We start from the raw sequence: 16931 nt of genomic DNA on the forward strand, positions 1-16931 counted from the left end.
GTTTATTACAAGTCATGTTGGGTTCAGTGGAATATACCTCATCTTATATTGGTGGAGTACTGCAAATGCTCTGTGCTAAGATGAGGGTACTTATGATTTAAGCTGGGGAACAAGGATAGAAGGGGTGTACAGTCCATTGAATAAAATACTTGTCATTGACGATGAAGTCGCCATTCGGGATTTAATTGAGCTAGTGCTTAGAAGAGAGAACTATGATGTAAAAACCGCAGAAGATGGCAAAACCGGGCTGCAATTGCTGGACTCTTTTCAACCAGACCTGGTAGTGCTTGATTTGATGCTGCCCGATTGCTCGGGATATGACTTATGCAAGGAGATTACCGGGAAACGTGCTGTTCCTGTTATTATGCTCTCTGCCAAAAATGAGATTATAGATAAGGTGCTTGGATTAGAACTTGGCGCGGAAGATTACATGACCAAACCGTTTGACAATCGGGAATTGCTCGCTCGCATCAAGGTAGTTTTGAGAAGAAACGAGAGCAAGGTGGAGACAAGTGAAGGGGCGGAAGTGCCGTCGACACGTATCATCCATGAAGAGCTGACTTTTGATATGGAAAGCCGAAGAGTGCTGAAAAACGATGTTCCCGTCTCTTTGACGGCCAAAGAGTTTAAAATTCTGGAAACTTTACTTAAAAGGCCTGACAAAATCTATACTCGGGATGAGCTCTTACAGATCGGATGGGGATATGATTTTATGGGAGATAGTCGTAGTGTGGATATGACCATCATGCGACTACGGAAGAAACTGGAGGATAACGCGGACGAACCGAAATATGTCAGAACGATCTATGGATTCGGTTATCAACTTGGAGGTGGCGAGGCCTGAAGTACGCAACCCGGTTACTGCTGAACTATTTATTTTTCTCTGTGTTGTCCTTTGGCATCATCATCTTTGCCGTTAATAAAGCCATTGATTACTACAGCTTCATTACTATTGAAAAACAGATGATGGAGAAGGCAGATCTCTCCGAGCTGTCCTTCCGTGAAGTGCTGGCACAGCATCGATCATCATCAGGGGAGCCGCAGACGAAGGAAATCGTCAGACTTGCACTGGAGAAGCTGAAGGCTTCAGGCAAAGAAGTGCGTATCTATGACAGCTCCAAGCAGCTACTGGGCTTGGCTGTAGATGGCATCATCATTAATGATGGCAAACCACATATTTTCGAGAAAAATATTGAAAAAGCTCTGAGCGGTAGCTATGCCTACACTGTAACGGATGATCATCTGCTTTATTTTGCGACTCCCATTCAGAATCAATTTTACGAAAATGCTTATGTGTACGAGTTCGTAGAGGACATTTCGTACTTTTATGCAATCATGGATCAAATCCGTTATGTGCTGTTTGCAGGCGCGGGCGGATTCATTGTGCTGATTACGTTAGCCAGTCTGTGGATTGCACGAAATACAACCAAACCGATTAAGGTGCTCCTTGGTGCCGCGCAAAGTTTCTCCAGACAGGAATTTAAGCGAGTTCATCTGAACCGCAAGGATGAGCTGGGGATGCTCGCGGATGGACTCGACTCCATGGGACAGCAGCTTCATAATTACATTCAATACCAGAAACAATTTGTCTCGAACGTATCTCACGAATTAAAAACACCTCTCGCAGCCATTCGTGGTTTCTCTCAATACTTGTACGAAGGAGAGAATGAGAACGAAGAGTTACAAAAAATCTATGCTCATCTGTTGCAGGAATCGGATCGGCTCACCCGTTTGATTAATGAACTGTTGTTGTTATCCCGATTTGACAAGGCAGGTTCAAGCGAGCTGGAGGTCGAAAAGACGGAAATGAACGCACTGATCCAGCAAGTCGCCAGAAATATGGAAGCCAAAGCTAAGGATAAAGAGATCAGGATCACAGTTAAACAAGTAGAGGAAGACCAGGCGGATGAAGGTCTGACAAAAGTCTATGCGAGCGTCAATCCAATGCTCATGTCCCATGCAATCGCCAACCTGTTGGATAACGCTATCAAATATTCAGGCAGTCATTCGCAAATTGATGTGGAGATGGAACATACGTCAAGCGAGGTCGTTGTAAAGATAAGTGACCAAGGCATAGGCATCGCGGGTGATGAACTAGAGCGAGTGCAGGAGCGCTTTTACCGGGCGAAAAATGCAAGCACAGCGAATGGTTCAGGTCTCGGTTTGTCCATTTGCAAAGAGATCGTCGAGCGTTTTAATGGATATATCGACATCGAAAGTGAGTTAGGACAAGGTACGACAATTACGATTGTGTTACCTCGTGCTTAAGCCCGCTCCTGAATCGAAGCCCAAATAAATACCGTTACAAGACTGATACATTTCTGTTATAAGACTAACAAATGCTTTTTTTATAATGACTTCATAAGAACAAATCACACATTTATGGAGGGATTATGATGAAATTAACAAAGAAATCTGCCAGCTTTATCCTGCTAAGTGCTTTACTAACGGTAGCTCTGACGGGCTGTCAGTCCACTGATGCGAAGTCACCAACAACCGGACAGAATTCTGCTGAGCAAAATACGTCGAATGGACAAAGTAAAGGTGAAGGAACATCCGATTCAAAAAAACCGGATTCCGAAGGTACTGAAGGACAGGGCTCTGAGGCAGTGAAGGAAGGCTCAGTGAAGAAAGAAGGCAATGTGGTGCTGAAGGAGCTTGCTTTTGTTCATAATGAGCACACCATTGCGATTTCGGATACAGCGAATGAAGAGCAGATGGAACAGATGCTGGGCAAACCAGACAATTTCAAATCCCATACGTACACTGCTGGGGATGGAACCAATATGGATAATTTAATCGGATTTACGGAAAAAGTATACACGTATCCTGGTATGGAGATTAAAACGATCAGTGTACCTGAAGGAAAACAAGACTCGATCTTTGATATCAAAATTACCGATCCCAAGTATACAACAGTTCGAAACATTAAAGCAGGGGATAGCCTAGACACACTTAAAAAAGCTTATCCTGAAGGAAAGCTGGTAGGAGATGGGGCACCTGACGAGGAAGACGACTTCCGTTACGAGCCATCCAACTATGTAGATGTCATGTCGTTCCATATTAAGGATGCGAAGGTCGAGAGCATTCATATCTTCAGCCTGCTGGACTAAAAGTGTAATCGATGTACTTCTTTGATTTATAGAGCCGTATCATAAGATTTACTTTTCGAACCTGCCCAAGAGTTGGGCAGGTTTTTATGTCGTTATGAGTTGATAAAAGATTGTAGCGTATTTAATGTATGTAGTGTTTTTGACGTTACATATCTCCAGATTTATACATAAAGATTCAGGCGGAGTACAAGTTTTCCTTACGCAACTTTTTTGGATTCCCATTAAACTCTTGCGGCACTCAGACTATGTTTGCTTACACTTAAAACGTTTCTCTAGACCCACACAAATGTTCAATGATACCATCATACAAGTGTTACGACAGTTGAATATTGCAGGAGGAACGAAATGTGGATCAAGTAAGATACGATAACTTAAAACTCGGGGAACGTGGGGCGATCATCAGTATCATCGCTTATATATGTTTGACCGCAATAAAGCTGGTGATTGGCACAATTGCTGGCTCTGAAGCACTCAAAGCAGACGGCTTGAATAACGCAACGGATATTGTCGCGTCCATCGCCGTACTGATTGGTTTAAGGTTCGCCCAGCGTCCGGCCGATAAAGATCATACATATGGGCACTGGCGGGCAGAAACAGTGGCGTCTCTTGTGGCCTCATTCATCATGATGGCTGTGGGATTGCAAGTATTATTCGAAGCCTTCGGTTCCGTATTCGAGGGCAAGCACGAATCTCCTGATCTCATTGCTGCGTATACAGGCATTTTCTGTGCAATTATTATGGTTTTGGTCTATCGATACAATAAAAGACTGGCCACACGTATCAAAAGTCAGGCTGTTATGGCTGCCGCACGGGATAACATCTCCGATGCTTGGGTGAGTATCGGTGCCGTCGTCGGGATCGTAGGTTCTCAGTTCGGCCTTCCTTGGCTTGACCCTGTAACGGCGATTATCGTCGGTTTACTGATCTGCAAAACGGCCTGGGATATTTTCAGAGAAGCTACGCACCATCTTACCGATGGATTTGATGTAGAGTTGATTCAAGAATACCGGGAGACCATTGCCGGAATTGATGGAGTAGAGACGGTTAAAGATGTACGAGCACGTAATTACGGCAGCAACGCCGTAGTTGACGTGGTCATCACGGTTCGGGGAGATTTGGATCTGCAACAAGCACATGATATTTGTACCGATGTAGAGAATGAGCTGCTGGAAGAGCATGATGTGTATACGGTACACGTTCACGTCGAGCCGGAGCCAGAGCAGGAAGCGGTCAAAGAATACATGTAATATTTATAAAAAAATAAAAATGTAAAAGGGCCTTGAAAAAGAAAAAACCAGTAAACGATGATGTTTACTGGTTTTTTGATGTTGTTAACTATTTAAGGTTAGTTCACTTTTTTAACATGCCCACGTCAATCCGAATGATCCTATCTTGCAATCATTTAGGCATATTGTACATAATCAGATTGTTATACTTATCCGCATGTTTTTGTTCGTCGAGGATAATGCCCCATACCGTGTCTTTGTAAATACCGTAGGGGAGACCAAACCATATTCTTCTGTACTTCTCCACCGCGGCAAGCTCGCCCTGAAATGCCTTTTGTAAACCACCCAGATACGATGTAACGTTTTCCGGAGATTCACTGCTTACACCTGTGATCTCATGACCTGTGAGGTCTTTGTACATCTCTCTGAACATCTGATTGTGACCGCGCTCATCATCGCGAATGCTTGTAATAATCGCGGCTTGGTACGCATCAGGAGCCATGCGAATGAGAGCGTCATAGAACATTTCATCATTTCGTTCGCCTTGAACCGCCGATTGAATGAGTCCGAGCGCTTCAGCTGTTGATGTTGCCCATACCGGAGTAAATGGTTTTCGATAAAAATAAGGATACGTTGTGTACATACGAATACCTCCATAACAATGATGAGTTAAGATATGCAAATATGCCCAGAAACGTAACCCGTTCTCTTTTACTGTGCTTCATGCTATGCCTGTACCAGAGCCCTTTAACGTTCGATCCGCTTAACGATATCGTCTCTAATCATGATTTTTATCAGCTTACTGTAACCATAGGCAAGCACAAAAGGCAGGAAATAGGACCAGTATGTCCAGAAAATATTCCATCCGTTAAAATACTCAACATGACCCATCAACTTTGCAGTCCACTCGATCAATGTTAACAAGAGAGCAGTTACAAAGATACTCGGCCAAGGTCTGGTGTGTTTGACTAAAATCATATACATCATGATGCAGCCTGTGATTGGATATATACCAAGATCCATCGGAAGGGCGGCATATGCCTCATTGCGAGTATGGGGTAATATATTCCAGAAATAATTAAACCCAACACTATTGATACAAGTAGATACGGCCACACCAAGCGGAAAATAAATCAAAACGAGTCTATAGTTCCGCCGTAAAATCCAAGCACCGATCAGAAGGGGGATGACCATACCAACGATCCAATTGCCGAGCATTTCTTTTCCCTCCAAATTAAACTGTGAGTTTTGACTGTAGTACCGATTCATAAGATGTTTAATTCTGAACTCTCGCCATTTAATCCGTTTTTTTCTGCTCAAGGAGAAGATTCACTTTATCCGTAAGTGCATTTAATTTTTGATCATAGTGTCTGTACGTGTACCAGCCAATCACAGCTTTGATCGCAAAAAAGAGAACCGCAGCGATGACGACCAAGATGTAATTGTGTGCGATCTGTTTCAACCAATCATTGATGTGTTGCATTGTTTACAACCCCCGTCGCGTACATATATCATCTGGTTAAGATGCCCAATACATCTTAAGGTAATTCATAAATCTAATAAGATCCTTTGATTAAAGTAAGAGATGATTTCTGTGTTGTAAAGGAATCATCTCACTCATTCATCCAATGAATTGGTGAGTTAAAACAAATATAAATATACCTTTCAGCAGATTCTTCTTTTCGGTAGAATAGAGTTATCCGATCTGTAATCTTTTTCCTTATTGATAACGGATTGGAAAAATGAACTGAAGGAGGAGAATGAATGAAATCGGCTGCTTGCAGGGAGAGGCGTTTGGTGTACAGAAGGATGGGTGTGATGCTCGTATTCATCATGTTGGCCAGTGTTCTACTTGGGCCCGGTTCAACGGCTCGGGCTGCCGGGAAGACGATTACGTCCATGGAGTACTTTTCATCTGCTGACGGACCTGTCATATCCAAATCCGGGGTTGGCAAGGCCAGTTTCGGGTTCGTGATGCCTAAGTTTAATGGGGGTTCTGCTGCATGGAGCGAAGTGAACGGGGATTTAGGTGTTAATGTCAAGGTAGGAAGCGAGTGGGTGGATATTGATCAGGCGGAAGGCTTTACGTACAACCAAAACTGGGGACACTGGACTGACGCCGGCTTTCATGGATATTGGTTCACTCTCTCCTCAACCACCGATGTTCAATTGTATTCCAAAGCGAACGGAATAAAGCTTGATTATCGACTGGTCTTTCAAAACATTAACGAAACAACGATCTCAGCAATGAGCCCTACACAGGGGCCTGACATCATTGCCAGCAGCACCGGAGGCGCCGGCTTTACGTATCCCACCTTTAACAATAATCCATCAGTCACCTATGAAGCCGTCGCTCAGGATCTCAAGGTGTATGTGAAACCGGTGCAGAGCAACACGTGGATTGATATTGACAATAACGCAGCCAGCGGCTGGATTTACGATCAGAACTTCGGCCAATTCACTGAGGGTGGAGGAGGATATTGGTTTAACGTAACCGAGTCTATTCACGTCAAGCTGCAGTCCAAAACATCGGCTGTGAATATTATTTACACCATCACATTCAATGAACCTGTGCGTAATTCATTCGTAGTTACTGCCTATGAAGGGACAACTTTCACAGCGAATGAAAGCGGTTCCATAGGTATTCCGCTGCCCAAGATTGGCGGGAGTGCACCTATTGCGAAGGAATTACAAAATTTTGTCTACCAAATCAATATCAATGGTCAATGGGTAGACTTAAGTAATAGTGGTCAAAGTAAATTTACGTATTCCGGCAATGGCTACAATCCGATTTCCGATGCCAATCAGTGGGGATACTGGGCCGATCATATCTACGGTCTATGGTTCCGGCCTATTCAGGAAAATATGCAAATTCGAATCGGCTATCCGCTTAATGGACAACCCGGTGGAAACGTAGGCAGAAACTATGTGAATTATACACTCATTGGTAACCCGGATGCCCCGCGTCCCGATGGTTCGGACCAAGAAGACATCTCTATCGGTACACCGAACAATCCGGCGATTGAAGGCATGAATCTGATTTGGCAGGATGAGTTCAGTGGTTCTGCGCTGGATACAAGCAAATGGAATATAGAAACAGGGTATTATCTCAATGATGATCCGGGAACCTGGGGGTGGGGCAATGCGGAGCTCCAGCACTACACTACCAGTCCGCAAAATATTTTTGTTCAGGATGGAAAATTAAATATCCGTGCAACACATAGTAACCAATCATTCCCTCAAGACCCGAATCGTTTTGCTAAATATGCTTCCGGTAAGGTGAATACCAAAGACAAGTTATCCTTGAAGTACGGGCGTGTCGATTTCCGTGCCAAGCTGCCTACAGGAGATGGCGTATGGCCTGCACTCTGGATGCTACCGCAAGATTCGGTATATGGCACATGGGCTGCATCAGGCGAAATTGACGTGATGGAGGCAAGAGGTCGTCTGCCTGGAACAACCAGTGGGACGATTCACTTTGGCGGGCAATGGCCTGCCAATCAGTATGCAGGTGGAGAGTATCACTTCCCTGCAGGACAAAATATTGCTAATGATTATCACGTATATTCTGTAGTTTGGGAACCGGACAACATCAAATGGTACGTGGACGGCAAATTCTTCTATAAAGTTACCAATCAGCAGTGGTCGTCTGCAGCTGCACCGAACAACCCTAATGCTCCATTTGATGAACCGTTCTATTTAATCATGAACTTGGCGATCGGCGGTAATTTCGATGGTGGCCGCATTCCGGATGCTTCAGATATTCCTGCAACCATGCAGGTGGATTATGTTCGGGTATATAAACAGCAATAATGGTTTTAACTGTTATTTACCAGAGGTGAACTTCGGTTCACCTCTTTTTTGTACACGTAAGAGAGGTAAGGGCCAGCACGTAATCAAAGACATAGATGTCAAATAGTTGAGTTTTTTCTTTGTGCGAGTACATCGAATCCTAAAAATGTTGCAAACTGTAGCAATTTATGTTGCAATGAGATGAAACTTTCTGTTTACAAAGAAGAAGGAACGTGAGGTAAGCGCATATGATTGCAAAAACGGAAGAGGATTTTAATGGTTTAAAAGAAATTGGAAGGATCGTTGCTTCCATCCGCGATACGTTGGTTGAGCGGACGGTTCCGGGTGTAACGACCAAAGAACTGGATGATTTAGCTGGAGAGCTGTTTGAGAAAGAGGGCGCCATTTCCGCACCCAAAAGTGAATATGACTTTCCTGGTTTTACGTGTATTAGTGTCAATGAAGAAGTCGCTCACGGGATTCCAGGGGATCGGGTAATCCAAGAAGGCGATATCGTCAACATCGACGTTTCCGGCTCCAAAAACGAATATTTCGCGGATACTGGTATCTCCTTTGTTGTCGGCCAGGGAGAAGAAGTGTTAACGAAAATCTGTGAGGTAGCCAAACTGGCTTTTGATGCAGGATTGAAAAAAGCGAATCCTGGCTCTAAAAAGAGCGGTATTGGCAAAGCTGTTTTTCTAACTGCCCGGCAGAATGGGTTAACTGTTATTCGTAACCTGACAGGACATGGGGTTGGCCGTGCCATTCACGAAGCGCCGGATCATATCTATAATTATAATGACACGTCAGATGATGAGTTGCTGAAAGAAGGCATGGTCATCGCGTTTGAACCCTTTATTTCTACATCTGAAGAAGAAGTGTATCAAAAAGGGGATGGATGGACGTTTGCTACAAAAAACAGTTATGTAGCTCAGATTGAACATACGATCATTCTGTCCAAAAAAGGGCCAATCATTATTACCCTGTAACTATAGTCAATAATAAAGGGTATTGTGAGTGAGGTTATACTTAAAAGCCGATTCCAGCTGTGATGTGGAATCGGCTTTTAACGTTAGAGAGTCATTTTTTCAACAAGGGGTCTGTTCTGCAAATAAAGATCCATATCCGGGCTAGAGCCATGCACGATATTGTCCGTTACAATTTTCGCCAACACACCGTTATACACGGTTCCATTGTCGCCATAAGCCATAATGACGTAACAATGCGGATATGAGTCATATTGTCCGATTACCGGCAAGCCGTCATGTGTTCCCCCGTAAAAAGCACCTAAATAATAATCTGATTCAACCTGAATATTTGGAAAAAGCTTATTAAATTCTTGGATCAGTTTATCCTTACTTGCCAAAATTTTAGAATCCCTGGTTTCCACGTAGGCCGTATCCTTATCCATGCCGCCGATAATAATACGGTTATCCGTCGTTGTGCGCATATAAACATACGGACGTGCCGTTTCCCAAATTAACGTGCGTTTGTACCAGTTTTCTAAATCAGAAACCGGCTTGGTAATAACAGCGTAAGAGCTGGAGAGCGTGGCATTTTTTTCTGCTTTAAAGTCTTTATCTTCATATCCAGCCGCAATAATCACATGTTTCGCACGAATCTCGTGGCGTTCTTTGGTATAGAAAACAGCCGAATCGTTCTCAAAACGTTTACCTGAAATCTCGGTTTCCTCGTAGATCCGTACACCTTCTGATTTTGCTTTCTCAAGCAGTCCATAAACGAATTTTAACGGGTTCATCTCGGCATCATCATGATAATAAATCGCAGCTGATTTAGAGAAAGGATATACGCTTGATATACGCTGCTCATCCCAAAAATCCACGTTGAAACCGTGCTTTTTGAGAAGTTCATATTCTTCTTGCAATGCCGGGATATCTTCCAGGTAACTCGCGTAATACAAGCTATCACGTCTTATAAAATCAGGCTTAATCGGGAGCTCGCTACTGATATGCTCAATATGATTGATCGATTGTTCACACAATTTCAGATGACGGGCGGCTGCTTCTTCACCGAATGTATTCTTCAAAGATACAAAACTCTTTTCCCCCGCATATTGAATCAACGCAGTGTTGGTGCTTGTGCTGCCTTCTCCAACCTTTCGCTTGTCCACGACAACGACTGATAATCCTTGATTACAAAGAAAATGAGCACACTGTGCACCCGAACTGCCCGCACCGATGATGAGAACATCACAAGTAATATTTTCCTCAAGCTTCGGGTAAGAAGGAGGATTTGTTACCGTGGTTGGCCAATACAATTTGCCGCTCTGCAGATCCATCTCGAATCTCTCCTTAAATATATTCGATACGTAGTATGAGCACTTTGTTGGAAGTCAATGCAGAGCATACGTTTCTTATGAAGGAGCAAATGGCGAGAGCGCTGAACAGAGAGGGCGCCTGTGGACTGGCCTTCGGATTAGCATGATCAACGAAGAAGACCACTTAATAAACATTTTTGTTTACAAAGTGGTTTGCTTATCCTATATTAAAGATACATCTGCAGGTGTATTTTACTAATATTTCAATATTTATGGAGGTGTCCGTGACACACGAGAAACCAATCGGCATCTTTCATCGACGTTACAGCGCAATGACCATTGGTATTATGTTGGTATTAACTACTTCGGCATTCGAAGGGCTAGCGATCACAACTATTGCTGCCAAAATAGCTCAAGACATGCAGGGAATTCATCTATATGGGTGGATTTTTAGCGCGTTTTTGTTATCTCAGCTTGTAGGAACACTGGTGATGGGCCAGCAAGTGGACAGGCGAGGTGTATTCACTTCCATTCTTATATCTTTTGTTATTTTTGTAATGGGGACAATGATTGCTGCGACATCCATGAACATGTACATGCTCATTGGAGGAAGAGTTTTTCAAGGATTTGGAGCTGGCGCTTTAATTACATGTGTCTATGTGTGTGTAACATTATACTACCCGGAAAATCTCCGAACTCAGATTTTGGCAGCTTTTTCGATGGCATTTGTTCTTCCTTCATTAATAGGCCCTTATTTTGCTGGACTTCTTGCTTCTTATCTGTCTTGGCGGTTTGTTTTCTGGATCGTTATCCCTTTGATTGTACTTGCTCTTCTGCTTACATATCGCTCGTTTCGTGATCTGCAGCGCAATCAGCACATTATAGAAGAAGCACGAGCGGTTGACTCAAGAACAGGCCAGGCCATTTTATTAGCTATTGGAACGGGATTGTTACTGACAGGTCTTAACATGATTACGAGCTGGCAGGGCATAGCTCTTTCGATTAGTGGATTCATAATCATGATACCGTTCATGCACAAATTATTGCCTCAAGGAACATTTCTAATCCAATCCGGTTTACCGGCAACCTTGGTAACAAGAGGATTGTATGTGTCTTGTTACTTTGCAACCGAGAGTTTTGTTATTCTGGGTTTGACTGAGATGAAGGGGTTATCGGCAGAAACTGCCGGATTACTTGTCGCAGCAGGCTCATTAAGCTGGTCTGGAGCGGCTTGGTTGCAAGCCAGATTGGATGTAAAAGACCAAGGTGATGGGCGAAAGCTGAGAGTGATGTATGGAATTGGCATTATGATCATCGGAGTTATGCTCGTCATTCTGGCTTTATTTTTGACGGATATCGGAATTGCGCTTATTCTCCTCTCACAGGTTATTATTGGTTTTGGTGTGGGGCTGGCTAACCCGACTACCGCGGTTCTTGCTTTACAGTACGCTGAGCTTGGACAGGAAGGAAAGATGTCTGCCAATCTTCAGTTTGTCGATTCTTTTTATGTGGCTGTAAGCATTGGTGTAAGCGGTTCATTGGTTGCTTTAGCCAAAACGACGGGATGGGGCATATCCACAGGCATTCTGATGGTGCTGACGCTTCAACTTCTATTGGTTATACTGAGCTTTTTCTCATCGTTGCGAATTACAGCCCATAAATCCCAAACAGATCATCCCGCTGGACAAAAAATAGATACACTTCCGATGTAAACAAACAACCGGTCAGACCAGATACGGATCGGAGGCACATATTACATTCAGGAGGTGCGCACGATGGCGCGTGTATTGGTTGTTATTACTCCGGCTGAAGGCCATGTGAACCCATCCCTTGGGTTAATTACGGAACTAGTCAAACTTGGAGAAGATGTTGTTTATGTTTGTGTAGAGGAATATCGTTCTCGGATTGAGCAAACGGGAGCTAAGGTCATGACCTATCCTTTTGCGGAGGATGCGTTCTCACATGAACCTACACTTAAGCCTTTGGCGTATCGGCATCCCTACCAATTCCTACACATGGTTACTTGCGGTATCATTCCCAGAATGATTCCTGAGGTGCTTCGTTTGATAGAACATGAAACGTTTGACTATCTGATCTATGATTCACTGATGGGGTGGGGAGGCCAAATTCTCGCTGAGAAATTAGGGATTCCATCCGTATGTACGATAGCTTCTTTTGCTTCCGTCGAGCCAGCAAGCATAGAGAACGGGGAGGTTATCAATACACGAGAACTATATGAAGCGATTATGAACAAGGCAAAAGAAATAGCAACAACGTATAAGGTCAGCCTGCCTGCTGTGGAGGAGATGATGACACATCAAGCTCAATTAAATATTGTTTACACCAGCCGTTATTTTCAGCCACGGGCAGAAGAATTGCAAGATCGTTTTCTATTCACAGGTTCATCGATTATTCCGCGGGAAGATGCTCCCGAATTCCCATTTCATCTTCTTCGTGAACGGCATACGAAGACAGTATACATTTCCATGGGAACCATACTGAATAAAAACCTGGAGTTTTACAAACTGTGCTTTGATGCATTAAAAGATCAAGCAGTAAATGTTGTTTTATCTTCGGGGAAATACACCGATATTACATCCATTGAAGCAATGATTCCCGATAACTTTATCGTGAAGCCTTATGTTGCTCAGATTGAAATATTACAGCATGCAGACGTTTTTGTTACCCATGCAGGCATGAATAGTGTAAGCGAGGCATTATATTTCGATGTTCCACTTGTCATGATTCCCATGACCTCAGATCAACCATTTGTAGCCGGTCGCGTAAAAGAGCTTGGAGCCGGGATTGTATTAGATCAGCATCACCTGAACGCAATCCAATTACAGGAGGCGATTATGGAAGCACTTCACAATCCCATCTATAAAGAGCAGGCACATCTCATCGGCAAATCTTTGAAAGAAGCTGGGGGCTGCACCTTTGCGGCGACGGCGATAATGCAACAATTTGCCAGAGTATAACTGCAATTCACCTCTTATTCTCATATAACAGGGAATAAAATTAATGCTAATACAACAACCCCCTCACTTCATTTCTTTCGAAAGAAGAGAGGGGGCAATTTAGAAAAGTACTTATACAGCTAACCATTGGATATCAAGACAGAGTGCAAAATCGTTTACTTGCCCTTTTTCAAAATATCAAAAATGATTTTGGCATTATCAGTGTTATCAATTAAGCCAGAGAAGCGCTGACTTCCTGGGCCATAGGCATACACCGGAACATCTTCACCTGTGTGCCCACCTGTTGTCCAACCTGTGAAAGAGCGGTTATCAATAATAGCTTCGATCGCATTATCAATTTTGGTCACATCCGCACTTTGAGCAGCATCTTTAACGGATTGAATTTCCTCTGCTGTCAGCTCAAGTTTGAGATATTTTTTCAAAGTTTCATCAACAGAAGCCCCTTTGGCAATTTGAGCAGCCATGAAGTCAGGAGTACGCAGTGCAGCTTTGATTGGGTCTACAAAGAAGTTGTATTCTCCATCTTTACCCAGGGTAAGTCCTCCTGTGGAGTGGTCCGCTGTAGCTACAACCAGTGTTTGTCCGTCTTTTTTCGCAAAATCAATCGCTGCCTTAAAGGCTTTAGCGAAATCTTCCATCTCACTCATTGCGCCAACAATATCATTATCGTGTCCTGCCCAGTCAATCTGACTGCCTTCAACCATCAAGAAAAATCCTTTTTTGTTTGTTTTAAGACGATCAATAGCCGAATTCGTCATCTCAGCGAGTGAAGGTGTCGCGCTTGTGCGATCAATGAACTTGTCCAGACCACCGTCTGCAAACAACCCAAGTACTTGTTTGTTTTTATTCGCGAGCAGGGATGTACGATCCGTCACATAACTATAACCTGCTTTTTGAAACTCTTTCGTAAGATCACGGTCTTTACGTACAAAATTGGTTTTCCCTCCGCCGAGCAGTACATCCACTTTGTGTTTGCCGTTAATCAACTCGTCGTAGTAGTCATTTGCAATAGCATCCATGTTTTTGCGGCTGATATCATGAGCTCCAAATGCCGCTGGAGTAGCATGGGTAATCTCAGAAGTCGCGACCAAACCTGTGGATTTACCGATCTGTTTGGCTTGCTCCAACACGGTTTTGACATTCTTTTGATTTGTGTCCACTGCAATGGCTGCGTTATATGTTTTCACACCTGACGACATTGCGGTTGCGGCAGAAGCGGAATCCGTAACATTTTGTTTGTCATCGTCGGGATAGGTCATTTGAGCGCCTACCAGATACGGATCAAACACCGTTTTTCCCATCACTTTCGTCTTAGGATTATCTTTCATATAACGATAAGCGGATGTATACGATGTTCCCATACCATCTCCAATAAGGAAAATGATATTTTTGATTGGTTTTTTCTCAGTACTTGCACCGGCAGCTTTAGCGATAGTTGCTTGTCCAGGGGAAAGAAGAGTAGAAGCTGATACAGCCAACGTCAGAGCTAATGCAGGCAATGCTTTTTTAGACAATTTCACAACGATTCCTCCTCGATATCTCTTTAACATGAATGCATGAAGCTTTGTTCATTTGTTCATCCTTAAGAAGATTATCATTCATTTGTAAATAAAAACCATCACAATTGTACGCTGATTGTAAAATATACAAAATTAACTAACATACAAGCTTAGATCAGTCTAAACACTAAAAGCGAATGAAATCTCATTTATCAACTTGAATAGTTCGTAAATAATGTGAACAAAGCTCGAATTCCATTGACATCCTGTGTTATTTTTAATAAAATTCGAAATGCACCTCAGATTAAAAACAAAATTCTTTTTTTGATCTTCACATTCGGAGCTGTTCAGATCCTAATGACGAATATAGGAGCGTAAGAATTCCAATCCTATAGGCAATTGGGATTTTTTGTTTTTAACTGTGCTGCAGAATCTAAGAAAACAAAATGAAAGTTGGAGGCTGGCTTGACGATGGACAACTGGTTCAAACTGAAAGAAAGAGGCACCACCGTTTCAACCGAAATTATTGCTGGTATTACTACATTTTTCACGATGGTATACATAGTGATTGTTAATCCCGGAATTCTGAGCGACACAGGAATGAGCTTTAACGGGGTATTCATTGCTACGATTTTGGCGAGTATTGTAGCAACGCTGATTATGGGACTGTGGTCCAATTATCCGATTATTATCGCACCGGGTATGGGACTAAATGCGTTTTTCGCGTTTAGTGTAGTTAAGGGGTATGGCGTAACTTGGCAGACAGCACTTGGTGCTGTATTCATTGCGGGTATTTTGTTTATTATTTTATCGCTGACTTCGTTTCGCTACATGTTGCTGGATGCCATTCCGGCAAGTCTCAAACATGCGATAACGGCAGGAATTGGATTGTTCATTACAACGGTTGGACTGCAAAACGCAGGTATTATTGCCGATTCTAAATCTAATCTGATTACACTCGGAAATCTGGCGCAACCGATGACGTACCTGACGATTATTGGTCTAATCATCACCGTTACGTTGATGGCTTACAATGTCAAAGGATATCTATTTATAGGTATGGTTATTACAGCGATCATCGCCTGGTTCATGGGACTGTTCCAAATGCCTGCATCCATTGTAGCGATGCCTTCAGGACTGGGGGAAACTGCGTTCCAGATGGATTTAGCCGGTGTCTTCTCGAATGGAATATACACGATCATTTTCACGTTTTTGTTGATTACTTTGTTCGATACTACAGGAACGATGCTTGGTGTCGCGGAACAAGCTGGATTACTGAAAGATGGCAAATTCCCGCGCTCTCGTGGTGCATTGCTCGCTGATGCTGTTGGTACAACGACGGGTGCTATGCTTGGAACAAGCCCAACCTCGGCATATATTGAGTCCAGTACGGGAGTAGCTGCAGGGGGGAGAACGGGACTGACTGCGGTAACAGTAAGTGTATTGCTCGCCGCGACTTTGTTCTTTAGTCCAATCGTAAGTGTCATTTCGAGCATCCCGGCGATCACATCCCCAGCGCTCATCATTGTAGGTTTCTTTATGATTAGTGTCATTAGCAAAATGAACTGGAGTGATCTGGAAGAGGCATTTCCGGCGTTCCTGATCATTATTCTGATGCCGCTGACGCACAGTATTGCAACAGGTATAGGGATTGGCTTCATTTTCTATCCTGTGCTCAAGCTACTTCGTGGCAAAGGTAAAGATGTTCATCCGATTTTTTATATTTTTGCGATTCTATTCTTCATTCAACTTGTATTCCTCGACCACTAGGAATATTTAGAACCACGGCAAAGAGAGTTGCTTGTATATAAGCAACTCTCTTTTTTTAGATACTGTTAATAAAGCAATATAAAATGAATGATTATTTACACGTTAACGGAGAGGACAGAAAAAACCTGGAAAAGCGGAGCGCTCGCCTTTATCACCGGATTTTTCCCTTTGGAAAAGGGAATCCAAAAAAATCTGGTGATAACAGCGATTGGAAGGTTATTCTGTCATCGGAGTGGACTGTGTAAAGTAATTCAACTTATATATGCCAGTTCATA

14 protein-coding genes are annotated in these 16931 nt (G+C 43.2%); 9 read left to right on the plus strand and 5 right to left on the minus strand.

Translation table 11 applies throughout. The annotated features are described in order from the left end of the window. The first annotated feature begins 136 nt into the window (after positions 1-136). From H7T88_RS08220 to H7T88_RS08235, 4 genes are all read left to right on the plus strand, one after another. Positions 137-844: a response regulator transcription factor gene (locus H7T88_RS08220; protein ID WP_154888955.1), complete on the plus strand. Its 708-nt coding sequence runs from the start codon at positions 137-139 to the stop codon at positions 842-844. Between the two features lie 41 nt (positions 845-885). Next, complete coding sequence (locus tag H7T88_RS08225) at positions 886-2268, plus strand: sensor histidine kinase (protein ID WP_221788040.1); 1383 nt, start codon at positions 886-888, stop codon at positions 2266-2268. A gap of 125 nt (positions 2269-2393) precedes the next feature. Beyond that, a complete protein-coding gene (locus tag H7T88_RS08230; RefSeq protein ID WP_251503749.1) occupies positions 2394-3113 on the plus strand; it encodes a hypothetical protein in 720 nt (239 codons plus the stop codon). Between the two features lie 347 nt (positions 3114-3460). Then, positions 3461-4360 carry a cation diffusion facilitator family transporter gene (locus tag H7T88_RS08235; protein ID WP_154888951.1) on the plus strand — a complete coding sequence of 300 codons (900 nt, stop codon included), beginning with the start codon at positions 3461-3463 and terminating at the stop codon, positions 4358-4360. Positions 4361-4511: 151 nt separating this feature from the next. On the opposite strand, the gene H7T88_RS08240 is transcribed toward H7T88_RS08235, so the two are convergent. From H7T88_RS08240 to H7T88_RS08250, 3 genes are all read right to left on the minus strand, one after another. Then, a complete protein-coding gene (locus H7T88_RS08240) occupies positions 4512-4982 on the minus strand; it encodes a ferritin family protein (RefSeq protein ID WP_154959120.1) in 471 nt (156 codons plus the stop codon). A 104-nt stretch (positions 4983-5086) separates the two neighbouring features. Further along, a complete protein-coding gene (locus H7T88_RS08245; RefSeq protein ID WP_154888947.1) occupies positions 5087-5557 on the minus strand; it encodes a hypothetical protein in 471 nt (156 codons plus the stop codon). 79 nt (positions 5558-5636) lie between these two features. Next, the gene (locus tag H7T88_RS08250) at positions 5637-5822 is read right to left on the minus strand and encodes a hypothetical protein (RefSeq protein WP_090916107.1); all 186 of its coding nucleotides are present in this window, start codon (positions 5820-5822) and stop codon (positions 5637-5639) included. Positions 5823-6148: 326 nt separating this feature from the next. Between H7T88_RS08250 and H7T88_RS08255 the strand changes: the two genes are divergently transcribed. Then, positions 6149-8152, plus strand: a complete 2004-nt coding sequence (locus H7T88_RS08255) for a glycoside hydrolase family 16 protein (RefSeq protein ID WP_423246126.1) — start codon at positions 6149-6151, stop codon at positions 8150-8152. A gap of 227 nt (positions 8153-8379) precedes the next feature. Further along, the gene (map, locus tag H7T88_RS08260; protein ID WP_221788044.1) at positions 8380-9120 is read left to right on the plus strand and encodes a type I methionyl aminopeptidase; all 741 of its coding nucleotides are present in this window, start codon (positions 8380-8382) and stop codon (positions 9118-9120) included. An 83-nt stretch (positions 9121-9203) separates the two neighbouring features. Here the strand turns inward: map and H7T88_RS08265 are convergent, their stop codons facing one another. After that, positions 9204-10430, minus strand: a complete 1227-nt coding sequence (locus tag H7T88_RS08265; RefSeq protein ID WP_154959124.1) for an NAD(P)/FAD-dependent oxidoreductase — start codon at positions 10428-10430, stop codon at positions 9204-9206. 326 nt (positions 10431-10756) lie between these two features. Between H7T88_RS08265 and H7T88_RS08270 the strand changes: the two genes are divergently transcribed. Beyond that, positions 10757-12121, plus strand: a complete 1365-nt coding sequence (locus H7T88_RS08270) for an MFS transporter (RefSeq protein ID WP_221788134.1) — start codon at positions 10757-10759, stop codon at positions 12119-12121. Between the two features lie 63 nt (positions 12122-12184). Beyond that, positions 12185-13387, plus strand: coding sequence for a macrolide family glycosyltransferase (locus H7T88_RS08275; protein WP_221788046.1), 1203 nt, complete (start codon positions 12185-12187; stop codon positions 13385-13387). Between the two features lie 155 nt (positions 13388-13542). Here H7T88_RS08275 and H7T88_RS08280 read toward each other — a convergent pair whose 3' ends face one another. After that, positions 13543-14937, minus strand: a complete 1395-nt coding sequence (locus tag H7T88_RS08280) for an alkaline phosphatase (protein ID WP_221788048.1) — start codon at positions 14935-14937, stop codon at positions 13543-13545. Positions 14938-15357: 420 nt separating this feature from the next. Between H7T88_RS08280 and H7T88_RS08285 the strand changes: the two genes are divergently transcribed. Then, complete coding sequence (locus H7T88_RS08285; protein WP_154888912.1) at positions 15358-16656, plus strand: NCS2 family permease; 1299 nt, start codon at positions 15358-15360, stop codon at positions 16654-16656. Positions 16657-16931: the final 275 nt, after the last annotated feature.

Source organism: Paenibacillus cucumis (ex Kampfer et al. 2016), assembly GCF_019748695.1.
In the GTDB taxonomy this organism is placed as follows: domain Bacteria; phylum Bacillota; class Bacilli; order Paenibacillales; family Paenibacillaceae; genus Paenibacillus; species Paenibacillus polysaccharolyticus.